The 21,243-nt window shown below is 68.0% G+C and carries 22 protein-coding genes; 12 read left to right on the plus strand and 10 right to left on the minus strand.

The annotated features are described in order from the left end of the window. Nucleotides 1-66 precede the first annotated feature (66 nt). Genes OG205_RS21600 through OG205_RS21615 form a run of 4 tightly spaced genes read left to right on the plus strand, consistent with a single transcriptional unit; the run spans nucleotide 67 to nucleotide 4,943 of the window. Nucleotides 67-762, plus strand: coding sequence for a metal-dependent transcriptional regulator (locus OG205_RS21600; protein WP_330278035.1), 696 nt, complete (start codon nucleotides 67-69; stop codon nucleotides 760-762). After that, nucleotides 759-1,934, plus strand: coding sequence for a galactokinase (galK, locus tag OG205_RS21605; protein WP_330278036.1), 1,176 nt, complete (start codon nucleotides 759-761; stop codon nucleotides 1,932-1,934). Before OG205_RS21600 ends, galK begins: the two co-directional genes overlap by 4 nt. 36 nt (nucleotides 1,935-1,970) lie before the next feature. Continuing rightward, nucleotides 1,971-2,933, plus strand: coding sequence for a UDP-glucose 4-epimerase GalE (gene galE / locus OG205_RS21610; protein WP_330278037.1), 963 nt, complete (start codon nucleotides 1,971-1,973; stop codon nucleotides 2,931-2,933). A 6-nt stretch (nucleotides 2,934-2,939) separates the two neighbouring features. Continuing rightward, nucleotides 2,940-4,943 (plus strand): S9 family peptidase, encoded by a 2,004-nt coding sequence (locus OG205_RS21615; RefSeq protein WP_330278038.1) that lies wholly within the window; start codon nucleotides 2,940-2,942, stop codon nucleotides 4,941-4,943. Here the strand turns inward: OG205_RS21615 and OG205_RS21620 are convergent. Further along, on the minus strand, nucleotides 4,913-5,953 hold the full coding sequence (locus OG205_RS21620) for a DUF4192 domain-containing protein (protein ID WP_330278039.1): 1,041 nt from the start codon (nucleotides 5,951-5,953) through the stop codon (nucleotides 4,913-4,915). The genes OG205_RS21615 and OG205_RS21620 overlap by 31 nt on opposite strands. Before the next feature lie 173 nt (nucleotides 5,954-6,126). Continuing rightward, entirely contained in the window at nucleotides 6,127-7,926 is a 1,800-nt protein-coding gene (locus OG205_RS21625) for a Xaa-Pro dipeptidyl-peptidase (RefSeq protein WP_330278040.1), read from the minus strand. A gap of 107 nt (nucleotides 7,927-8,033) precedes the next feature. Between OG205_RS21625 and add the strand changes: the two genes are divergently transcribed. After that, nucleotides 8,034-9,035 carry an adenosine deaminase gene (add, locus tag OG205_RS21630; protein WP_330278041.1) on the plus strand — a complete coding sequence of 334 codons (1,002 nt, stop codon included), beginning with the start codon at nucleotides 8,034-8,036 and terminating at the stop codon, nucleotides 9,033-9,035. After that, a complete protein-coding gene (cutA, locus tag OG205_RS21635) occupies nucleotides 9,032-9,346 on the plus strand; it encodes a divalent-cation tolerance protein CutA (protein ID WP_330278042.1) in 315 nt (104 codons plus the stop codon). Before add ends, cutA begins: the two co-directional genes overlap by 4 nt. Here cutA and OG205_RS21640 read toward each other — a convergent pair. Further along, complete coding sequence (locus OG205_RS21640; protein WP_442916796.1) at nucleotides 9,329-11,350, minus strand: helicase; 2,022 nt, start codon at nucleotides 11,348-11,350, stop codon at nucleotides 9,329-9,331. The genes cutA and OG205_RS21640 overlap by 18 nt on opposite strands. Nucleotides 11,351-11,680: 330 nt before the next feature. On the opposite strand from OG205_RS21640, the gene OG205_RS21645 reads away from it, so the two are divergent. From OG205_RS21645 to lspA, 3 genes are read left to right on the plus strand one after another with little or no spacing between them, the layout of a single operon-like run. Continuing rightward, a complete protein-coding gene (locus tag OG205_RS21645) occupies nucleotides 11,681-12,979 on the plus strand; it encodes a 6-phospho-beta-glucosidase (RefSeq protein ID WP_330278044.1) in 1,299 nt (432 codons plus the stop codon). 4 nt (nucleotides 12,980-12,983) lie between these two features. Further along, complete coding sequence (locus OG205_RS21650) at nucleotides 12,984-13,451, plus strand: YybH family protein (protein ID WP_330278045.1); 468 nt, start codon at nucleotides 12,984-12,986, stop codon at nucleotides 13,449-13,451. 49 nt (nucleotides 13,452-13,500) lie between these two features. Then, entirely contained in the window at nucleotides 13,501-13,986 is a 486-nt protein-coding gene (gene lspA / locus OG205_RS21655) for a signal peptidase II (RefSeq protein ID WP_319978286.1), read from the plus strand. On the opposite strand, the gene OG205_RS21660 is transcribed toward lspA, so the two are convergent. Both OG205_RS21660 and OG205_RS21665 read right to left on the minus strand, forming a co-directional pair. Then, a complete protein-coding gene (locus tag OG205_RS21660) occupies nucleotides 13,958-14,683 on the minus strand; it encodes an endonuclease V (RefSeq protein WP_330278046.1) in 726 nt (241 codons plus the stop codon). The two genes, lspA and OG205_RS21660, sit on opposite strands and share 29 nt — an antisense overlap. Beyond that, on the minus strand, nucleotides 14,613-15,578 hold the full coding sequence (locus tag OG205_RS21665; RefSeq protein WP_330278047.1) for a DUF3500 domain-containing protein: 966 nt from the start codon (nucleotides 15,576-15,578) through the stop codon (nucleotides 14,613-14,615). The genes OG205_RS21660 and OG205_RS21665 overlap by 71 nt, the downstream gene beginning before the upstream one ends. A gap of 77 nt (nucleotides 15,579-15,655) precedes the next feature. On the opposite strand from OG205_RS21665, the gene OG205_RS21670 reads away from it, so the two are divergent. Next, nucleotides 15,656-16,003, plus strand: coding sequence for an ArsR/SmtB family transcription factor (locus OG205_RS21670; protein ID WP_319978290.1), 348 nt, complete (start codon nucleotides 15,656-15,658; stop codon nucleotides 16,001-16,003). Next, the gene (locus tag OG205_RS21675; protein WP_330278048.1) at nucleotides 15,987-16,532 is read left to right on the plus strand and encodes an SRPBCC domain-containing protein; all 546 of its coding nucleotides are present in this window, start codon (nucleotides 15,987-15,989) and stop codon (nucleotides 16,530-16,532) included. The genes OG205_RS21670 and OG205_RS21675 overlap by 17 nt, the downstream gene beginning before the upstream one ends. A gap of 103 nt (nucleotides 16,533-16,635) precedes the next feature. Here the strand turns inward: OG205_RS21675 and OG205_RS21680 are convergent, their stop codons facing one another. The 4 genes from OG205_RS21680 to OG205_RS21695 all read right to left on the minus strand — a co-directional run bounded on the left by OG205_RS21680 (nucleotide 16,636) and on the right by OG205_RS21695 (nucleotide 19,503). Beyond that, nucleotides 16,636-17,577 (minus strand): MBL fold metallo-hydrolase, encoded by a 942-nt coding sequence (locus OG205_RS21680; RefSeq protein WP_330278049.1) that lies wholly within the window; start codon nucleotides 17,575-17,577, stop codon nucleotides 16,636-16,638. 27 nt (nucleotides 17,578-17,604) lie between these two features. After that, nucleotides 17,605-18,033 carry a CBS domain-containing protein gene (locus OG205_RS21685; protein ID WP_330278050.1) on the minus strand — a complete coding sequence of 143 codons (429 nt, stop codon included), beginning with the start codon at nucleotides 18,031-18,033 and terminating at the stop codon, nucleotides 17,605-17,607. A 143-nt stretch (nucleotides 18,034-18,176) separates the two neighbouring features. Beyond that, nucleotides 18,177-18,344, minus strand: coding sequence for a hypothetical protein (locus OG205_RS21690; protein WP_330278051.1), 168 nt, complete (start codon nucleotides 18,342-18,344; stop codon nucleotides 18,177-18,179). A 205-nt stretch (nucleotides 18,345-18,549) separates the two neighbouring features. Continuing rightward, nucleotides 18,550-19,503 (minus strand): DUF6923 family protein, encoded by a 954-nt coding sequence (locus OG205_RS21695; RefSeq protein ID WP_330278052.1) that lies wholly within the window; start codon nucleotides 19,501-19,503, stop codon nucleotides 18,550-18,552. Nucleotides 19,504-19,827: 324 nt separating this feature from the next. Between OG205_RS21695 and OG205_RS21700 the strand changes: the two genes are divergently transcribed. Further along, on the plus strand, nucleotides 19,828-20,586 hold the full coding sequence (locus OG205_RS21700; protein ID WP_330278053.1) for a bestrophin-like domain: 759 nt from the start codon (nucleotides 19,828-19,830) through the stop codon (nucleotides 20,584-20,586). Here OG205_RS21700 and OG205_RS21705 read toward each other — a convergent pair. Then, the gene (locus OG205_RS21705; protein ID WP_330278054.1) at nucleotides 20,583-21,239 is read right to left on the minus strand and encodes an EcsC family protein; all 657 of its coding nucleotides are present in this window, start codon (nucleotides 21,237-21,239) and stop codon (nucleotides 20,583-20,585) included. The two genes, OG205_RS21700 and OG205_RS21705, sit on opposite strands and share 4 nt — an antisense overlap. Between the last annotated feature and the right edge of the window lie 4 nt (nucleotides 21,240-21,243).

Here is a 21,243-nt window from a genome sequence, read left to right on the forward strand (position 1 = left end):
GCACCCGCGCGGACACCTGTGTCCCCCGGCACGACTACCATTGACGCCATACGAAGGGGAGCGGGTGTGAACGACCTCATCGACACCACGGAGATGTATCTCCGCACGATCTACGAGCTCGAAGAAGAGGGCGTGGTGCCTCTGCGCGCCCGCATCGCCGAGCGCCTCGGCCAAAGTGGACCGACGGTGAGCCAGACCGTCGGCCGCATGGAACGAGACGGCTTGGTCATCGTGGCGGAGGACCGCCACCTCGAGCTCACCGAGCAGGGCCGCAACCTCGCGATCGCCGTCATGCGCAAGCACCGGCTCGCCGAGCGCCTCCTCGTGGACATCATCGGGCTCGAGTGGGAGCACGTGCACAGCGAGGCATGTCGCTGGGAGCACGTGATGAGCGAGGCGGTCGAGCGCAAGCTCATCAAGCTCCTCGGCAACCCCACCACCTCGCCCTACGGCAACCCGATCCCCGGCCTCGACAAGCTGGGCGACGGCGAGCCGGCCCCGCCCGCCGAGGCGGACCTGGTGCGCGTGGACGAGGTGGCCCGCCGCGGCGGCGGTCGCGTCGAGGTGCGCCGCATCGCCGAGCACGTCCAGCTCGACCCGGACCTCATGGCCGAACTGAAGGGCGCCGGCGTCGTGCCGGGCGGCACCGTGGAGGTCGAGGCGCTGGGTGGCGCCAAGGTCATCCAGGTGCGCGGCGGCAACGGCACCACGGCAGAGCTCGACCCCGCGGTCGCCCACGCGGTCATGGTGCTCGCCCGGTGACCCAGGCGACGACACCGGCCGAGAAGGCGGCCGAGGCGTTCCAGCGCCTGCACGGACGCGCGCCCGACGGGGTCTGGTCGGCCCCGGGCCGCGTCAACCTCATCGGCGAGCACACCGACTACAACGACGGCTACGTGCTGCCGTTCGCGTTGCCCCACCGCATCGCGGTAGCGGCGTCGCCCCGTGCCGACGGCGTCATGACCGTCAGCACGATGGGCGACGACGGCGGGCTGCAGGAGGCGGACCCGGTCGTGGTCGCCGACCTAGTCCCCGGCACCGTCAAGGGGTGGGCCGCGTACCCCGGTGGCGTCGCCTGGGCCCTGCGCGAGCAGGGGATCGCCGTCACCGGTGGGGCGGACCTCGTCATCGCGGGCGACGTGCCCGCGGGGGCCGGTCTCTCCTCCTCGCACGCTTTGGAATGCGCTGTCGCGCTCGCGCTGCTCGGCCTCGCCGGCGCCGACGCCGAGCGGGCGGACATCGCGCGCTGGGTGCAGCGCTCCGAGAACGACTTCGTGGGCGCGCCGACCGGCATCCTCGACCAGACGGCATCGTTGTGCTGCATCGAAGCGCACGCCCTGTTTTACGACGTGCGCTCCGGCAAGCCTGAGCAGGTCGCGTTCGACGCGGCTGCCAGCGGACTCGAGGTTCTCGTCATCGACACCCGCGCCAGTCACGCCCTCGTCGACGGCGGCTACGGCGCCCGGCGCGCGGGCTGCGAGCGCGCGGCCGGCATCCTCGGCGTCCCCGCGCTGCGCGACGTCGACATCGCCGAACTCGACCAGACGCTCGTCCGGCTGCCCGAAGAGCTGCGTCCGCTGGTGCGGCACGTCGTGACCGAGAACGACAGGGTCCTGCGCACCGTCGAACTGCTCCGCAACGGCAGGCTCGCCGACGTCGGCCCCCTCCTCTCGGGCTCCCACACGAGCCTCCGGGACGACTACCGGGTCTCGTGCCTCGAGCTCGACGTCGCCGTCGACTCCGCGATGGCGGCCGGCGCCCTGGGCGCCCGGATGGTCGGCGGCGGTTTCGGTGGCTCGGCCATCGCCCTCGTGCCCGTCGAACGGCACGACGAGGTCGAGCGGTCCGTGCTCGCCGGCTTCGCCTCGCGCTCGCTCACGCGGCCGAGGCTCTTCACGGCGGTTCCGTCCGCGGGCGCGGGCAGGGACCGGTAGCCAAGAACGATCTTGACCAGGAATGCGAGGACTGTGGTGAAGCTGCTCGTCACGGGCGGGGCCGGATACGTCGGCAGCGTGTGCGCCGCCAGGCTGCTCGAAGCCGGACACGAGGTGGTCGTCCTCGACGACCTCTCGACCGGCCACGAGGACGCCGTCCCCGCGGGAGCGCGCTTCATCAAAGGCGACATCGCCGAGGTGATCGGCGATGTCCTCGCGGAAGGGTTCGACGGAGTTCTGCACTTCGCGGCGAAGTCCCTCGTCGGCGAGTCCATGCAGGACCCCGGCAAGTATTGGACGGGCAACGTCCTGACGGCGATTCGTCTGCTCGACGCGATGAAGGATCACGGCACGCCGAAGCTCGTCTTCTCCTCGACTGCCGCGACGTACGGCGAGCCTCGGGAGGTGCCGATCCCCGAGACCGCGCCCACCGCGCCCACTAACACCTACGGCGCCACCAAGCTGGCCATCGACCACGCGATCACGTCGTACGCGGCCGCGCACGGCCTGGCGGCGACGAGCCTTCGGTACTTCAACGTCGCCGGCGCCTACGGCAGCATCGGCGAGCGGCACGCGACCGAGACCCACCTGATCCCGCTCGTGCTCCAGGTCGCGCTCGGGCAGCGTGAGCACATCTCGATCTACGGCGAGGACTGGCCCACCGAGGACGGCACCTGCGTCCGCGACTACATCCACGTCACGGACCTCGCGGACGCCCATCTCCTCGCGCTCGAGCACGCCACCGCCGGCGAGCACCGGATCTACAACCTCGGCAACGGCACCGGCTTCTCGGTCAAGCAGGTCATCGACACCTGCCGCGAGGTCACCGGCCACCCGATCCCCGCCGTCGTCGCCCCGCGGCGCGCCGGCGACCCGGCCGTCCTCGTCGCCTCCGCCGAGCGGGCCCGCACCGACCTCGGCTGGAAGCCCGAGCGCGCGGACATCACCGGCATCGTCCGCGACGCGTGGGAGTTCACCCGCGCCCGTCACGAGGCCTGAACCGGGATGACCGACTTCGCCTCCTTCGAGAGCTACAACGCCACCCCGCGGCTCGCGTCGCTCGCGCTGTCCCCGGACGGCACCCGGCTCGTCACGGTCGTGTCCACGCTCGCCGCGGACGGCAAGACGTGGCAGGGCGCTCTCTGGGAGGTCGATCCCACCGGGGAGCGGGAAGCCGTCCGGCTCACCCGCTCCGCCAAGGGCGACTCCTCCCCCGTGTTCGCACCGGACGGATCGCTGCTGTTCCTGTCGGCCCGCCCGGACCCGCTCGCGAAACCGGGCGAGACCAAGGACAAGAAGGCGCTGTGGCGGCTTCCGGTCCGCGGTGAGGCCACCGAGGTGCTGCGACCCGGTGGCGGAGTCGGTCAGGTGCGCGCCGCCGGCGACACGGTGCTGTTCACGTCGTCGGCGTACCGCTTCACGGAGTTCGGCGACGGCGACAACGCCAAGCGCAAGGCCCGCGAGGACGCCGGCGTGACAGCGATCCTGCACGAGTCGTACCCGATCAGGTACTGGGACTCGGACCTCGGCCCCGCCTACCCGCGACTGTTCGCGGCTCCTGTCGCGGACGTCAGCGCCGAGAAGGTCACGACCCTCAGCGAAGACTCCGAAAGCCGGCTCAGCGACGAGGACGTCGCGCTCAGTCCAGACGGGAAGTGGGCCGTTCACGGCCACGCCGTGGACGTCAGCGCCGCCTACGGCCGCAGGATCGAGCTCCGGGTCGTGGCCACGACCGGTGGCGCGTCCCGGGTCATCGCCTCCGAGGACGGTTTCTCCTTCCACAGCCCCACGTTCACGCCGGACTCCGCCGCCGTGATCGCGATCCGGTTCCGCGAGTCCACTCCGGACTCCCCCTACCGGCGCGACCTGGTGCGCATCGACCTGGCGAACGACTCGATCACGCCACTGGCGCCCGACTTCCAGGAGGAGCCGGACCACCCGGTGGTGAGCCCGGACGGGTCGGCGGTCTTCTTCACCGCGAGCCACCTCGGGCACCAGCCACTGTGGCGGCTCGACCTGGCGAGCGGCGAGATCACGAAGCTGACGGTCTCCGGTTACTACAGCGATCTGGTCGTGAGCCCGGACAGCAAGACGCTGTACGCGCTGCGCAACTCGGTCGACCATCCGCCGCAGCCCGTGCGGTTCGCCGCCACCGGAGCCGACCAGGATCCGGAACGGCTGCGTGCGCCCGGTGCCCTCGGTTCGGTGCCCGGCACCCTCACCGAGATCTCCACGGTCGTCGCCGACGGCAGGACCGTCCGGTCCTGGCTGGTGCTGCCGGAAGGCGCCTCCGCCGACTCGCCCGCGCCGCTGGTCCTGTGGGTCCACGGCGGCCCGGTCATGAGCTGGAACGGCTGGACCTGGCGCTGGAACCCGTGGCTGATGGCCGCGCGCGGCTACGCCATCCTGCTGCCCGACCCCGCCCTGTCCACCGGGTACGGGCCGGACTTCATCAAGGCCGGCTGGGGCCGCTGGGGCGCCGAGCCCTACACCGACCTCATGGCCGTCACGGACGTCGCCGTCGAGCGGGCCGACATCGACGCCTCCCGGACCGCCGCGATGGGCGGGTCGTTCGGCGGCTACATGGCCAACTGGATCGCCACGCAGACCGACCGGTTCCGCGCGATCGTCACCCACGCGTCCCTGTGGCACCTCGACGCCTTCTCCGGTGGAACCGACAGCTCCTACTTCTGGATGCGGGAGATGGGCGATCCCCTCACCCGGCCGGAGCGGATCCTGGCGAACTCCCCGCACCTGCGGGTGGCCGACATCAAGACCCCGATGCTCGTCATCCACGGGGACAAGGACTACCGGGTTCCCATCGGTGAGGGGCATCGCCTGTACTTCGACCTCGTCCGCCACGGGGTCGCCGCGAAATACCTTTACTACCCAACCGAAAACCACTGGATCCTCACCCCCGGGAACTCTCGGGTCTGGTACGAGACGGTGTGGGCGTTCCTGGCCGAACACGTCCTGGATCAGGACTGGGAGCGACCCGAACTGCTCTGAGCTCCGGCGAGCAGCTCATGGGCGCTGTCCAGGTACTTGGCGGACAACGCCCGCATCTCCGACGGCGGGAACGCGGCGCTGACTGCGGCGCGGATGAGCTTGCTCAGCGCATGGCCGGGGCAGGCCTCGTCGGCCGCGTCGAGCGCGATGGACGCGATCCCGCCGTCCCCGCGCTGGTAGGCGTAGAACGCGAGCAGGCAGGCAGGCTCCGCTCGTTCCGGCGCCGGGCTGGCCCTGGTGAGCTCGAGCCACAGGCGTTCAGCCAGGCGGGACCTGGGCTGCGCCGCGAACCCCATGCTCGCGTCGCGCACCTCAGGCACCGACAGCGCCCTCGCCAGAGCGACGATCTCCTTGTCCGGCAACGATCCCTTGCGGTGCTCCACGGCGTCGATCGCGTCGCTCACCCGACGCAGCTCGGGCCTCGGGTCAGGGTCGTACGAGGTCGTCACGAGCTCGTCGAGCAACGTGGATCTGCGTTCCAGCGCCTCGGGTGGATCCAGCGCGGCGATCGCGGCCATGGCGGCACGCGACTCGAACGTCACGTTGCCCTCGTGCGCCGACGCGCCGGCCATGGCGGACAACTGGGGATCCGGCAGTGTCCCGTGGCAGTCGATGTCGAGATAGCAGAGCCATCGCGCGTCCTTCTGGCACGACGGCAGCCACACCGCCTCGACGACTTCGATGCCCACGCCACCCAGTTCGAGTTTGAGAGTGGTGACCAGTGGCTCGTGCGGCAGTTCTTCTGGCATGTGCTCAGACGGCGGGCACACGACCACGAGGATCACTTCGGTCGCGCCTTGTTCCTGCAGCGGACCTTCCAGCTGGGCCGCGAGAAAGCCTCTATGTCGCGGGCGGGGAAGGTCGACGCGCATGGTCATGTTGACCAGATGATCTTTCAGCACCAGCACGACGAGCGAGTCGGCCGGGTGGAACCCCATCAGGTGCGGGATCGCGGCGTAGAGATCGCCGGCTTCGCGGACGCGGATCGGCTTCGAGAGGGCTGAGGGCATGGGCCCACTGTGGGGGGCGGGCCGGGTGGTGAGCCGGGTCGGCCGCGAGGTTGTGGACAACTCGGCGGTTGTGGACAGGTTGAGATCTTGGGGCGCCCGGGAGCGGAGTTTTGTCGGGGGTGGGTGCTAGGTTGCCGCGCTTCGGCCCCGGGAGACCGAAGCGCGGCATCACATCAGAACGTCTGGAACACGGTGCGCCAGCCGCCGACGACAGGCAGTTCCACCGACGTCCGGGTGAGGTCCAGCGACAGGCCGGCACCCGGTTGGGGGCGCAGCGTGTAGTCGTAGTCGCTGGAGATCACGACGAACTCGAGCCGGTGACCGGTCTGCAGGATGTAGTCGTCCGGCACGATCGGCACCTCGACGTCGTAGAACTTGCCGGGCTTGATCGGCGACGTCCTGTCCGGCCGCTCCCTGTTCTGCGGGTCGGTCGAGCCGCGCGTGATGACGTGCGACCTGCCGTCCGGCGCGCGGTCGACGAGCAGCGTCGTCACGTTGGCCGCGGGCCGGTCGAAGGCGACCCGCAGGTTCGCCGTCGACTTGCCCGACAGCCGCAGCGGCTTCTTCGCCGCCTCCGAGGTGTAGGAGAGCCGGTTCGGCGAGGTCGCCAGGTCGATCAGCGACTCAGCCGTCTTCGTCGCGTCGTCGGTCAGCTTCTCGACGCCGCGGCCGGGCAAAATCCCAAGGCCGCCCTTGACCGATCCGCCCGCGGACAGCCGCAGCTTCACGTCGGACGTGCCGGGAGCCGGCCAGTCCTTCTCGTCGGTCCACGTCTTGTCCTCGCGCTGCAGCGTCGCCTTCGGCTCCTTGTCGATGCCGTTGCGGTGACCCCAGAGGTACTGGGTGAACCAGCGGTTCAGCGTGCGCCGCCACTCGACCGAACGCAGCGTGTCGGGATCGGTGTGCCCGGACTGGTGCAGCCAGATCTTGTGCGGCACACCGACCTTCTTCAACGCCGAGTACCACTGCTCGACGTGCGTCATCTTGACGTTCCAGTCGTTGAGCCCGTGCACCGCCAGCACTGCCGCATGGACCTTGCGGACGTCGTTCAGGTAGTTCCGCTTGTCCCAGAACCGGCTGTAGTCGCCGGTGACACGGTCCTGGTCCTTCGCGATCTCGGCGATGATCGGCTTGCAGATCTCCCTGTCCGCGCGCGTGTAGACGTACTCGGCGAGCACGTCGGCGTCTTCACCCTGGAACGTGCCGGGTGCCACGACGGCGCCGTCCGCGCGGTAGTAGTCGTACCAGCTGGAGATCGCGGCGATCGGCACGATGGCTTCGAGACCGCGCACGCCGGTGGAGGCGACGGCGTTGGGCAGCGTTCCGTTGTAGGAGACGCCCATCATGCCGGTCTTGCCGGTCGACCAGGTCGCCTTGATGGCTTCACCCGTGGCGGTGCGTGCGGTCGCACGGCCGTTGAGCCAGTCGACGACGACACGCGCGCCGATCGTCTCGTTGACGTCGCCCGTCGTCGGACAGCCCGTCGACTTGCCCGTGCCGAGCGATTCGGCGTAGACGACGGCGTATCCGCGCGCGATGAAGTAGGCCTCGTAACGGCCCGAGGTGATCGGGTTCGGGCCGAGGGCGGCGGTGATGCGTTCGTCGGAGGAGGACTTCAGCAACCGGCCGTCGCGCTTGTCAGGCACGTACAGCTCGACATCGACGTTGTGGTTGGCGACGTCGTTGCCGCCCGAGAAGTACGGGCTGACCATGTAGACGACGGGGACTTTGAGGCCGCGTTCGGTGGCACGTGGCCGGACGACCTCGGTGTAGACCTCGTCGTCCTTGCCGTCGCGGTCGCTGTCGACCGGAGCCCGGAGCCAGAGGCTCTCCTTCACCACGTCCTTCGGATCGAAGACGGGTTGCGCCTCACCGTCGGAGAACACCGGCCCCTCGGCTGCTTGCGCCGTCGTGGGCAGGAATGGCAGAACCAGCACCGCTGTCAGCAGTGCAACTCTTCGTGCGCCCCTCACGAGGCACCCCCAATGCGGAAGCCAGAGACAGGGATTCGCCTGCACCCTCTCCTTTGACTGCAAGACATGTCACCCGTCGAATGGCCCTTGACCTGAGAGCATTGACCGTGCACATTTCCGACTTCGTCCACGCGCTGCCGAAGGCCGAGCTGCACGTCCACCTCGTGGGCGCGGCTTCTGTCGACACCGTCCTCGCACTTGCCCGCAACCATCCCGGCGGGCGGGTACCGGCCGATGAGGACGCGTTGCGGAAGTTCTACGAGTTCAGGGACTTCCGGCACTTCATCAACGTGTACGGCATCGTCAACGACCTCGTCACCACCGGCGAGGACATCCGCACGCTCATCGTCGGATACGCGCGCGACGCCGCGCGGACCAATATCCGATATGCGGAGCTGACGATCAGTGCGACCAGCCACCTGCGGGCAGGCATCGCGCCCGACGAACTCGTCGAAGCGTTGAAGGCTGGCCGCGACGAGGCGCTCGCCGTGCACGGTGTGGCGTTGCAGTGGATCTTCGACGTTCCCGGAGTCTGGGACCGCGACTGGGGCATGACGAGTGCGCGGTTCGCGACCGAGCACCGGCCAGACGGGCTGGTCGGGTTCGGGCTGGGCGGATTCGAGTCGGACTCGCCGAGGACGAACTTCCGCGAGGCCTTCGCGATGGCACGCGACGCCGGGCTGCGCATGGTGCCGCACGCCGGCGAGACGACGCCGCCCAGCGAGATCTGGGCCGCACTGCGCGATCTGCGCGCCGAACGGATCGGGCACGGCGTCAGCGCGGTGCAGGATCCCGAGCTGGTGCGGCATCTCGCCGACGAGGGCGTCGTAGTAGAGGTGTGCCCGACGTCGAACATCCGCACGGGTGCGGTGAAGTCACTGGACGAACACCCGTTGCCGAGGCTCGTGGAAGCCGGGGTGCCGGTGACGATCAGCACCGACGACCCCGGCATGTTCCACACCGATCTCGACCGCGAGTACCTGCTGTGCCACGAGCGGTTCGGGTTCGGGCGCGACGAGCTCGCCGGCCTCGCGCGGGCGGCGGTGCGGGCGTCGTACGCGACGGACCAACTGAAAGACCAGTTGATGAAGGAGATCGACGCGCTGTGAGTGATGTGAGCGTGGTGACGACGACGGTCGATTCCGCCGAGGCCGCGGAGTCGCTGGCGAAGGGCGTGATCGAGGCACGGCTTGGCGCGTGCGTGCAGATCGTGCCGATCCGCAGCGTCTATCGGTGGGATGGGGAGGTGCGTGTCGACGCGGAGTGGCGGTGCGTCGTGAAGACGTCCGCCATCCGCGTCGACGACCTCGTCGCGCACATCAAGGTGCATCACACCTATGACGTGCCCGAGGTCGTCGTCACCCCCGTGACCGGAGGTAACGACGACTACCTGGCGTGGGTCTCAGAGGAGACCTCTTAGGTGACGTGGCAACGGTTCGGTGTGCAGGACGCCGAGCCTTTGCGTCGCCCTCGTCAGCGCCACGTACAGCTCGCTGGGCGACATGCGGTGCGGTTCGACGACGAGGACGACGTCGAACTCCAGCCCCTTCGACGCGCGCGGCGGCATCCAGCCTTCGCCGATGACAGCGATCGTGCGTTCGTTGCGTGCGTCGGCGTGTGCGTCGAGTTCGTCGCGCACGGCGGCCGATATATCAGTCACGCGACGAGCCCACGGACGTACGCCGGACGTACGCACCGACACTGGCGCAGACGCGTCGGGGTCGACGAGCTTCAGAACCGGGGTCGCGACGGCCATGATCTCGCCGGGCGTTCGGTAGTTGACCTCCAGCCGGCGGTAGGCGAACCGGTCGAACACCGACCCCCAGCTCCGGACACCGCCCGCCGCCTGGCGCTGTGCCAGGTCGCCGACGACGGTCATGGACCTGTTGGGGCATCGGCGCAGCAGCACGCGCCAGTCCATTGCGGACAGTTCCTGCGCTTCGTCCACGACGACGTGGCCATAGGTCCACGTGCGGTCGTCGGCGGCACGTTCGGCGAGGGTGCGCTGGTCGCGAACCTCGTGCCGGGTTGCCAGCACCTCGGCGTTGACGAAGTCCGTGACGATGTACTCGTCGGAGTCCGCGCGCCTGTCGATCGACAGGACGTCCATGACGCCTCGCGCGTAGTCGAGCTGTTCTTCCTCCTCTCGCCTGGCCGCGCGTTCCGCAGTGCCGTCGGACCCGAGCAGGTCAGCGAGCTCGTCCAGAAGCGGCACGTCGGACACCGTCCACGCTTCGGCATCAGGCCGGTACAACTCCGGTGCGCCGATCCTGAAACAGCGGCCGGCGTACAGGTCGGCGAGCAACTTCTCTGGCGTGAGCAGCGGCCACAGCCTGTCGACGACGTCGCGCAGCGCGGAGCTGTGGCGAAGTTCGTGGCGGACGTCCTCCTCGATCTCCGGCCAGTCGACGCCGATCAGCCGCAACGCCGGCGCGACGAGTTCCTCGGCGAGTGCGAGGAAGAAGTACTTGCGGCCAGCGTTGTGAGGCAGGCCGTAGTAGCGGGTCTTCTCTCGCGCGAGGGCGGCGATGTGCGCGTCGAGCGGAACGACGACGTCTTCCAGTTCGATCTCGACGGGTTCGTCAGGAAGTTCCTGCCGGTCGGCGACGGCGACAGCCAGCAGGTCCAGAACTGATATATCGCCTTTCAGTCGTTGCAACGGCGGGGTGTCCTCGACGTCGGTCACGAAGCCGGGGTACAGCTCGCCGGGCGTCGCGAACACGACGTCGGTCTCCCCCAGCGACGGCAGGACGTCGCCGACGTAGCGGAGGAAGCCGGTGTTCGGGCCGACGATCAGCACGCCATGCCGCGACAGGCGTTCACGGCGCGTGTACAGCAGGTATGCCACGCGATGCAGGGCCACAGCGGTCTTGCCGGTGCCAGGGCCGCCTTCGATCACCAGAACGCCGGGGCCCGAGTAGCGGATGATCTCGTCCTGTTCGGCCTGGATCGTCGAGACGATGTCGCGCATCGTCGCGGTCCGCGGCGCGTTGAGGGCGTCGAGCAACGCGGTCGTGTCGGTCAGCAGTTCGTCGTCGTGGAAGTCGCACAGCTCCCGGTCCCGAACGCGGAAGTGCCGCCGCAGTACGACACCTTCCGGGTTCGCGGCGGTCGCCGTGTAGAACGGGCGCGCGGCCGGTGCGCGCCAATCCAGCAGCAGCGGTTCGAAGTCGTCGTCGAACAACCCGACGCGTCCGATGTAGGTGCAGTCGCCTTTCTCCGAGTCGATGCGGCCGAAGCACAGCCCCTCCTCCGCCGCGCGGTACTTCCCCACTTCCCTGGTCAGCAGCTCGACGGACGTCTCGCGATCCAGTCGCTGGGTAACGGTGTCCCGCAGTGCGGCCGCGAGGTCGGCGGCCGCTTTGTTCCGTTCTTTGTCGAGCTTTTCATACAGAGAGGTGATCCGTGCCTGTTCGCTCGCCAACACCTTGCTCCCTGTGATACAATCATTCTGTCTTCCCGGAAAATTGATTCCGAAAATGCAAAGCCATTCTTTTTATCACACTTCAGTCGCGCGTGGAACCCTTCGTGAGATCCCGCGATGAAGTTGATCCGCGCAGCTCAGCGGGCCCAGCGAGTGACCACCGGCCCTCCAGACCTCATTGCGCAGACCCACGAGCTGATGTCAGCCGGAGAGCCACTGGTAGCCACTAAGGCCGGTCCTTCGCAATTCGTCGTCCGCCGCACCTGAAAATGTAAGATTCAGCGAAGCGGCTCGCACTGCAGGAGAGATCCCCGAGGACGTGGTCAAGGCATGAAGCTGGTCATCCTGGGCGGAGGCGGCTTCCGAGTGCCGCTCGTCTATCGCGCACTGCTCGCCGATCGCTCGCCCGGCCGCGTGACCCAGGTCGTGCTGCACGACCTGGACGCCGTCCGCCTCGCCGCGATCGGTGGCGTCCTCGCCGAACTCGCGACTGATGTATCGGACGCGCCGGCCGTGACGACGTCGATCGATCTCGACGAGGCACTGCGCGGAGCGGACTTCGTGTTCTCCGCGATCCGCGTCGGCGGACTGGACGGACGCGCGGCCGACGAGAGCGTCGCGGCGGGATGCGGTTTGCTCGGGCAGGAAACAGTCGGCGCCGGTGGCGTTGCATACGGGCTGCGTACCGTGCCCGTCGCGCTCGACATCGCACGCCGTATATCAGTGCAAGCGCCGGACGCGTGGGTCATCAACTTCACGAACCCGGCCGGCATGGTCACCGAGGCGATGTCGGCGCACCTCGGCAACCGCGTCATCGGCATCTGCGACTCCCCCGTCGGGCTCGGCAAGCGGGTCGTGCGGGCGGTCGGTGCCAGCCTCGAAGACGCGTGGCTCGACTACGCCGGCCTCAACCACCTCGGCTGGCTGCGGGGCGTCCACGTGCGTGGGCGCGATGTGCTGCCGGACCTGCTCGCCGACGCCGAGCGGCTCGAGTCGTTCGAGGAAGGCAAACTCTTCGGCGCGGAGTGGCTGCGGACGTTGGGTGCCATCCCGAACGAGTACCTGCACTACTACTACTTCACGCGTGAGGCGGTGGAGTCCGGCGCGTCACGCGGGGCGTTCTTGCTGGAGCAGCAGAAACAGTTCTACGCGGCGCCTTCGTGGGAAAGCTGGGAGCGGACCCGTCTCGAACGCGAGCAGACCTACATGGCCGAGACCCGCGACGACGGACGCGACAGCGACGACCTCGACGGCGGCGGCTACGAGCGGGTCGCCCTCGACCTGATGCACGCGATCACGTCCGACCAGCGAGCCACTCTGATCCTCAACGTGCCGAACGGGACGACGTTGTCGTGTCTCGACGCGGACGCCATCGTCGAGGTGCCGAGCCTTGTCGACGCGAACGGCGCGCGGCCGGTGTCGGTCAGCCAGGTTCCAGACGAAGGCGTCGGCCTCGTCACCGCGCTCAAGGTCGTCGAACGCGCCACCATCAAGGCGGCCATCAGCGGTGAGCGTGCGCACGCGGTGAAGGCGTTGGCGCTGCATCCGCTCGTTGATTCCGTCAGCGTCGCTCGCAAGATCGTTGACGCACATCCGCTTCTGTCCGGAGTCTTCCGCGCTACGTTCTGAGGTCGTGGACACCACGCTGCTGCGTCAGCTCAACGACGATGTCTGGCACCCGTTCCCGCTCGCCTACGCGCGGCTGGACGCACCGGCGTTCCTGGACCTGTACTCGCCGGAGCTGATCCGCGCGGGTGGCCCGGCGAAACAGGTGTTCGGGTTCTCCGAGTACGCAGACCAGATGGAGCGGTGGTTCGCCGAGCTCGCTGACCGCGGCAGCTCGGTGAGCATCACGTTCCGGTTCGTCGAGCGCGTCGCGGCGAACAACATCGCGAGCGAGCGCGGCATCTTCCAGCTCGAGTCGACGCGTGCGGACGGCGACGGACGCACGTTCTATGGCCGCTTCCACACGTATTCACGACGCACAGACGGACGGTGGCGCATCTGCGTCGACTACGACACCGACGAGCGGTCAGCGACGTTGGCGGAGGATTTTCTCGCCGCAGCCGACGTCAACGACCTCGACGCGTTCAAGGAGTGACCAGGGTCTGATGCCAAGCGGCGGTGTTCTTAACTACGCTCGTCCGCAAATGGACACCACCACCTCTCGCCGCGTGCCACTCGTCATGGGCATCGCCGTGCTCGTGCTGCTGCTGGACCAGGCCACCAAGTTCTGGGCCGAGAGCGCGCTGACCGGCCGCGCGCCCATTCCCGTTCTCGGGGAGTTCCTGCAGTTCAGGCTCCTCTACAACCCCGGTGCCGCGTTCTCGATCGGCGCGGGGTCGACGTGGATCTTCACCATCGTCGCGGCCGTCGCCGTCGTGATGCTCGCCCGGTACGGCATGCAGCCGCAGTCGAGGCTGCGGGCGATCGCACTCGCGTTGATGCTGGGCGGCGCGACGACGCACCTGCTCGACCGGCTGTTCCGGCCGCCGGGCTTCGCGCGCGGGCACGTCGTCGACTTCATCGACTACAACGGCTGGTTCGTCGGCAACGTCGCGGACATCGCACTGGTCGGCGGCGCGATCCTGCTCGTGTTGCTGAGCTTCACCCCGACGAAGCAGCCTGCTTCGTGAGCGTGTCAGCGCGGCGGGTCGTCTCAGGCAGCCGGTAGCGCGGGGCCAGGCGCAGTACCTCGGCGCACGCCCGGTCCAGGTCGATCTTGTGGCCGACCGACACGAAGACGGGTTTCACGCCGTCCTGTGTCCGCAACGCCCTGCCGACGACCTCGTCGCCGTTGTCGCCGTCCATGACGAGGTCGCTCATCGACCCGCGGGCGTGGCCTGGTTGCTCGAACGTGCCCATCGCGTTCTTGGCGACGCCGATGCTCGGGATGCCGGTGCGCACGCCGAGATGGCACGCCAGGCCGAACCGGCGCGGGTGTGCGAGGCCCTGACCGTCCGCGACCAGCAGGTCGGGCGCGACGGTCACCTGATCGAGGGCGCGCAGCAGGACAGGCATCTCGCGGAACGCGAAGAGCCCGGCGATATATGGGAAGTCCGTTGTGTCCTCGACGACGACCTCGTCGAGGACGACCAGCGTCTTTGCATCGAACACCACGCAGACGCCCGCAACTGTGTCATTGCTACGGTAGCCGACGTCCAGGCCTGCGACGGTGTCTATGTGCAGGTCAGGGGCACTGGTGGTGATCACCTGGGTGCGCAGGCGTTCTTGTGTCGCTACGGCAGCATCAATTCTCGGGTCAACCGTTCTGGGCCACTCCACGGGCGACAGTGTGCCGTGACGCGCCGTAGTGGGCCGCGAGCAGGTCATCGCCGAAGTCACCTGAATGGCGACGCCAGACTGTGTGGACGTGGTTGGCCTCGTTGGCCGTGTTGTCGTACTCGATGAGCAGTTCCGGGCCCTGGATTCGGTAGTAGTGGCCCTCGCCTTGGCGTAGTGAGCCCTCCCACGAGAAGTGCAGGCGTTCCTGGTCGATCTGGGCGAACTCCTCGTCGGCCAGTTCGTACGAGAGCCGGTCGAGGTAGAAGCGGACGATGTCGACGAGCAGTTCCGCGGCTGGTTTTCCGAGCTGGGCCGGGGTCACGCCGACCGGTTCGGACGGGCTGATTCGTGGCGCGTTGCCGGTGCGGATGTCGTGCGGCGCGGTGTCCGAGACGATGGCCAGGCGACGGGCGGTCGGGCCCATGCGGTCGAGGAGTTCGCGGGCGAGTTCCTCTTCCAGTCGCAACGGCTGGCCGACCACGCGGCCGCGGTAGAGAACGCGCGCAGGGTTCGCGCCGAGGAAGAACGGTGTCGCGGAGACGTGGCCGTCGGCGACGGCCACGTTCACCGACAGGTGGTGTCCTTCGACGCGCCAGCCCCACGGCTCGTCGCTGCCGGGCGTGCCGAAGAGCACGGTCCAGAAGTCGCCGCTGTGCCGGTCGCGGCGCCCGCCTTCGCGGTGGTCAAGCACGTCTTCCAACGCCATCACGGCTGCGGCTTGGGCGTAGGCGTGTGGGCTGAGCACGGTCGCGAGCATGCCGTGCACCGCCTTGCGCTGGTCTCGCTGGAGTTCACCGAGCGCGAGTCCGGGCCGTGTACCGGGTGTATACGCCCAGCTGTGCCTCAGGTCGTCGTCCGTGATCGCGCGAATCGCGTGTTCGCGCTGGTCAACGGCGAGCAAACCAATATATCGGTGCGTGGCGTCAGCGACGTCGTGCAGCATCACTCGAACTTATAGGCCTTGAGGTCGATGTTCCGATGCTCGACATGGGCGCACTTAGGTGTTAAAAACCTTACGTAATGAAGTTGCCACATGATGATGACGCCGTCTGGCGCGCCCTCGCGAACCCGCTGAGGCGCGCGATCCTCGACGTCCTGCGCACGGGACCGCGCACCACGGGAGAGCTGGTCGAGGAGTTGGAGACCAGCCGGCACGTCGTCATGCAGCACCTCGGTGTGCTCCGCGAGGCCGATCTGGTGCTCGTGGAGCCGCGGGGCCGGAAGCGGGTCAACCACCTGAATCCCGTGCCCATCCAGCAGATTCACCAGCGGTGGGTCGCGCATTACGAGGAGAACTGGGCAGCGGCGCTGGTCGGCCTGAAGTTCACGGTCGAGAGCGCCGAACAGGAGGATGAGGACGTTGGCTGAACCCGGCACCGAGCTGTTGCACAGCATCGTGATCGCCGCGCCCATCGAGAAGGTGTGGGCGGAGATAACCAAACTCGACGGCAAGCAGCGCGCCATGATGGACGCGGTTCTCGACTCCGCACTCGAGCCGGGCGCGCCGTTGTACTACCGGTCGACCGATGGCAAGCGGGTCTTCGTCGTCGGCCGCATCGTGGAGGTCGATCCGCCGCGGCTGCTCTCCCACACGCAGCGGCTCACCATGCGCGACGATCCGTGGACCGTCGTCTCTTGGGAGCTCGAAGAGGTCGACGGCGGCACGCGTGTCACGTTGCGCAACTCCGGTTGGCCCGAGGGCGTCAAGCGCCTCGACAAGGTCGACACCACCTGGAAGGGCATTCTCGCCGCGCTCAAGCAGGTCGTGGAGACCGGCGACGTCGGTGCCGGCCTGAGGTTCCAGTACGCGATGATGCGCGCCTTCATGTGGGCGATGCCGGCAGGCACCAAGACCGAGAACGTCCCCGAACCGCCTGGCGTCGACCAGGCCGTCTAGAACGTGAAACCTGGTTTAGCAATGAGTCTTTGTACGACGCCGTCCAAAGACTCATTGCTAAGCGGCAGGTCAGGTAGGTCGCGAGAGCGATATATTGGTTGGGCTAGGCGTGGCAGGCGATGGGGCCACCGTGGAGTTCCATCATGTCCCTCCAGACGCGAGGGAGTTCGAGGCGTTCGGAGAGGGGCTTGCCGTCCAGTTCGTGGTAGGCGCGGTGGAGGTTGCCGACCAGGCGCTCGGACTCCTGCCACGACGAGAAGCGCGACTCCCCCGCCTCGCGGACGACCTCCATCGGGGTCTTGGCGGCGGCGTGGCCGGACGTGGCGAGTTCCGAGAGATAGGTCGTGTAGGCGACCAGGTCGTCCAGGACGCGGTTGATCTCGGGGCCTCGCAGTAGCGGACCGTGACCGGGGACGACCACCGCGGCGTCGAACGAGCGCAGGAACTCCAGTGCGGACAGGTAGCCGTGGATGCTGCCCTCGGCGAGGAACGGCTGGCCACCCGCGAAGACCAGGTCGCCGGTGAACAGGACGCGTTCGGCGGGCAGCCACACGACGGTGTCGCCGCGGGTGTGCGCCGGGCCGGGGTGGTGCAGTTCGACCACGCGCGTGCCCAGGTGCAGGGTCAGGGACGTGGCGTAGGTGAGCGACGGCGGCCGGACCTCGAGGTGGCCGTAGTCCGGGCCGGTCAGGACCTGCGCGGCGAGCAGGCCGGCGGCGAGCACCTCTTCGCGGCACGCCTCGTGGCCGACGATCACGGTCGACGGTGGCATCAGCCAGTTGCCGAAGGTGTGGTCGCCGTGGTGGTGGGTGTTGATCACGTAGCGGGGTTCGGCGGGGCACACCGACGCCACCGAGGCGAGCAACGCGCGGTTGCGTGCCTCGGTGGACGTGGTGTCCACGAGCAGCAGCGAGTCGTCGGAGCCGACGACGACGCCGGTGTTGTTGATCATCCAGGACCCGTCGGGCTGGATGTAGGCGTGGACTCCTGGTGCGACCTCCACCAGTTCTGGGACGAGTCCGGGCCGGCCAGGAGAAGGTTTCACCCGATCCAGCGTAGTGAGTGACTCGGGTCAGCCCTGGGCGATGTAGGCCTGCAGCTGGTCCTGCGACTGTTCGAGCTGCCCGATCCGGCTCTTCACCACGTCGCCGATGCTGACGATCCCAACCAGTTGCCCGTCGGACAGCACAGGTACGTGACGGAAGCGCCGCTCGGTCATCACGACCGTGAGGCTGTCCACCGTGTCCGACGGCGAACAGGTGAAGACGTCGGCGGTCATGATCGCCGACACAGGAGAAGACAGCAGCTCAATGCCCACTTCGTGCAGCCGGCGCACCACGTCGCGCTCCGACACGATCCCCGCCACGCCGGAAGCCCCGACGACGACGATCGCGCCGATGTTGTGTTCGGCGAGCGCTCTGAGCAGTTCGGACACCGGAACGTCCGGGTCGATTGTGGCGACGGCTGTTCCCTTGGCCCGCAAAACGTCAGCGATCCTCATCTGGCGCCTCCGATCCTGTCGGTCCGGTAGCAACTCAGGCTAGATCGGATCCGGACAGAACGGGAGATCGAACCCACGAAGAGAGCAGGGGACGCGGTCGTTCGACCGCGTCCCTGCTGGTGTCGCGCCTGGTTCGGCGTCGGCTACGCGGTTCCTCCGCGGCGACGGGTCGCGAACTGGCGCGGCTGGACCAATGGCGCACGCAGCTGTGGCTGCTGGAAGTGCGCGTTCGGGTCCTGCTTGCCCCGCTTCTGCGCACGACGCGCGGCGCGGTTGCCCGGCTCGGGCTGGGGTTGGGTGGTGTCAGGCATGCGAAAGCCTCCTCGCGAAGAGGGCGTGCAAAGGGCACGGCGAAAACAGCCGTGAGAGATGGACCCGCTCATGGGTCACCGGAGGCGCGCGACGACGAGGTCGCGAGGGCAGCGTCAAGAGCGCTGCGGGGCTTCATCAGATGAGGCGCATGTCCGCAACGTTAGCGACGCCGTCGCCGCACGCCAACCGAATTAATCCGGAGCTCTAACCCCGTGCGCGAGCGGCTGCCGCTCCGGCGCCGAACATCACGAGGATGACGGTCACCACCGCCCACTTGCGGGACTTGGTCAGCGGCGTGGTCTCGGGATCGGCCGCGAGTTCCTGGCGCGGCTCGGTCCTCTGACGCGCGGCGCGGATCGGCACCGGTTGCGGCGCAACGGAAGGCGGCGTGGTCGTGGCGACCGGCGGCTGCCGCACGATCGGCGCGGGCAGCGGGGCCGGAGCAGGAGGAACGCCAGGGGCGGGAGGAGCCGGCGGCTGCGGCACCTCGGGGCGCGGGGCGGGAGGTTCGACGCGGGGCGGCATCGGGTTCGGCAGGCAGCCCGCCGCGTCGATCAGGCTCATCTGCGGACCGGTCGAGAGCTCCACCGCCGTCGTGCCCGTGACGCGGTAGAGGCGGCTGTAACCGTTGTAGCCGTTGTTGATGGCGTAGACGGTGCCGGCGGCGTCGATCAACACGGCGCCGTAGGTGGACTTGCCGGGTAGACCGGCGATCTCGGTCCTGCTCTGCACGCGCCCGGACACCGGATCGAACGACACGACCTCGCCCGGTCCCCAGCCCGCGGCCGACACCCCGGTCAGCTTGCCGGTCGCCGGGTCCGCGGTGAAGTCGTCGAGCGTGAGAGCGGGCCAGTCCAGCACGACGGTCCGCACGATCTTGAGGTACGACGGGCTGGCCGGGTCTATGTCGATGGCGTGCAGCCGTGCGGTATCGCGCACGTAGAACGTGGTGCCGACGACCGCTCCCGCCGACACGTCGTCGGTGCGGAACCAGTGCGCGTCAACGGGTCCTAGGTCGTTGACCACGCCCTTGGTGTCGATCAGCACGACGTGCGAGGGGTTCTTCCACCAGTGATGGCCCTTGGACGTGAGACCGACCAGACGGCCCAGCGTCGCCGAGTACCCCAGTGCATTCAGCGCGTAGTCCAGGCGGGCCACTTCTGTCACCCCACCGGATGAGACGTCCACTTTCGTGAACGTCGAGAAGTCTCCACGATGGGATGAACGGACTTGATAAGCGTCACAGTTCGGGAGTGCGGTCTGAGCAACGGCGCTGGTGAACGGCGCGGAAAGCATCAACAGGGACGAGACACCACCCAGTGCGAGCATATTCCGCCGCCACCGGAATGGAGTAGCCCAATACGACAACCGGGTATCACTGCTGTTGCCGCGCATTCCCACCTGACCATTACTCGTTAACCAGACCGTGCTGTACCGGTCACAGTAGACCGTGGTCTAATCCCACACCAGAAAGGAGCCGAATTGAGCATTTACCTCAGCGGCACGCTCTGGGTTCTCGGTGCTGCCGTCATCTCCGCCGTTCTCGTCGTCATCACCCGCCGGTTCGGCTCGGAGGAAGTGAGCGAGAAGAACCTCGGCGCGGGCGGATCGGTGTTCAGCATCGTCGCCGGCCTGCACGCGGTGCTGGCCGCCTTCATCCTGATCTCCCTGTTCGACGCGGCCAACGGCGCGGAGGAACAGGTGCAGAAGGAGGCCAACTCCCTCGTCGCCGTCAACTGGGCCTCGGACTCGCTGCCCGAGCCGGCCAAGACCAAGGTCGACGACCTGATCCGCGACTACGTGTCGACCGTCGTCCAGGACGAATGGCCCCGCATGCGCGACGGCGAAACCGTCGACAACGAGGGCTGGACCAGGTTGAACCAGATCAGGGACACGATCGCGGCGGCGGCGCCGGAAGGCGACTGGCAGCAGGACCGCAAGGCCGAGGCGGCGAACCAGCTGTGGGAGGTCTACCAGGCCAGGCAGGAACGCCTGGACGCGGCGGACAACGGCGTCAACCCGGTCGTGTGGCTCGCGCTGCTGATCGGCACCGGTCTCTCGCTGCTGTTCCCGTACCTGTTCCGCGGGCCGACCCTGACCTCACAGCTGCTGATCACCATCACCCTGACGTCGACGCTGGTTCTGCTGCTGTTCGCGATCTGGCAGCTGCAGAATCCGTTCAGCGGTGGCGTGCTCATCCCGTCGGACGCGTTCAGCTCCGCACTGGACCGGCTGAGCTAGCGCGAATCGGACTTTCCATCGGCTTCCTCGATCTGCACGGACAGCACCTCGCCGTCGATGACCTTCGGCAATGCGTCCGTCTGAGCGAAGTAGCGATTTGCGAATGCGCCGACCGCTCTGGTAGAGGCGGCGTCGATGCCTCCACCGATCACGCCGCCCAGCAGCGGAACACCCTTCGCCGCGACGGTGCCGAGTTTCTTCGTACCGTATTTTGTGATGAGCGCCGACGCGGCCTTCTTGGTGAACTGCTTGATGCCGACCTTTTTGAACAGCTCGGTTCCGGCGTTGCCGAGCAGGCACAGCAGGATGGCCATCTGCACCTCGTCGCTGTCCACGTCGTGGCCGCGCAACGACGCAATGGACGCGATGAGGTGCGTCTGGATGACGTAGGTGGCCGCGATGTTCGACGGCAGCGACACCGGGAGCGTGATCAGGCCGCCGAGGTTCGTGACGAAGCCCTGGGCACCCGCCAGCGCGACGTGCGTGCGGATGAGGTGCTTGATCGCGTCGACCTCGTCGCCCTTCTTGACGAGCGCGTCGGACGCGGACTCGCGAGCGCTCTTGAACGGGCCGAAGCCGTCGACGCCGGCGCGCAGCAGGTAATCGGCGATGCCCTGCTGGACCTTGTTCAGCTCACCCTTGGACTCAGCCACAATC

This window comes from Lentzea sp. NBC_00516, from assembly GCF_036346835.1.
Classification (GTDB): Bacteria; Actinomycetota; Actinomycetes; order Mycobacteriales; family Pseudonocardiaceae; genus Lentzea; species Lentzea sokolovensis.

Coding starts and splice junctions, on each gene's coding strand:
- lspA (WP_319978286.1), top strand. CDS start 13,501: ATGGACACCACCACCTCTCGCCGCGTGCCACTCGTCATGGGCATCGCC.
- OG205_RS21645 (WP_330278044.1), top strand. CDS start 11,681: ATGAAGCTGGTCATCCTGGGCGGAGGCGGCTTCCGAGTGCCGCTCGTC.
- OG205_RS21685 (WP_330278050.1), bottom strand. CDS start 18,033: ATGAGGATCGCTGACGTTTTGCGGGCCAAGGGAACAGCCGTCGCCACA.
- OG205_RS21660 (WP_330278046.1), bottom strand. CDS start 14,683: ATGACCTGCTCGCGGCCCACTACGGCGCGTCACGGCACACTGTCGCCC.
- OG205_RS21620 (WP_330278039.1), bottom strand. CDS start 5,953: ATGCCCTCAGCCCTCTCGAAGCCGATCCGCGTCCGCGAAGCCGGCGAT.
- OG205_RS21690 (WP_330278051.1), bottom strand. CDS start 18,344: ATGCCTGACACCACCCAACCCCAGCCCGAGCCGGGCAACCGCGCCGCG.
- OG205_RS21615 (WP_330278038.1), top strand. CDS start 2,940: ATGACCGACTTCGCCTCCTTCGAGAGCTACAACGCCACCCCGCGGCTC.
- OG205_RS21675 (WP_330278048.1), top strand. CDS start 15,987: ATGAGGACGTTGGCTGAACCCGGCACCGAGCTGTTGCACAGCATCGTG.
- OG205_RS21665 (WP_330278047.1), bottom strand. CDS start 15,578: ATGCTGCACGACGTCGCTGACGCCACGCACCGATATATTGGTTTGCTC.
- OG205_RS21670 (WP_319978290.1), top strand. CDS start 15,656: ATGAAGTTGCCACATGATGATGACGCCGTCTGGCGCGCCCTCGCGAAC.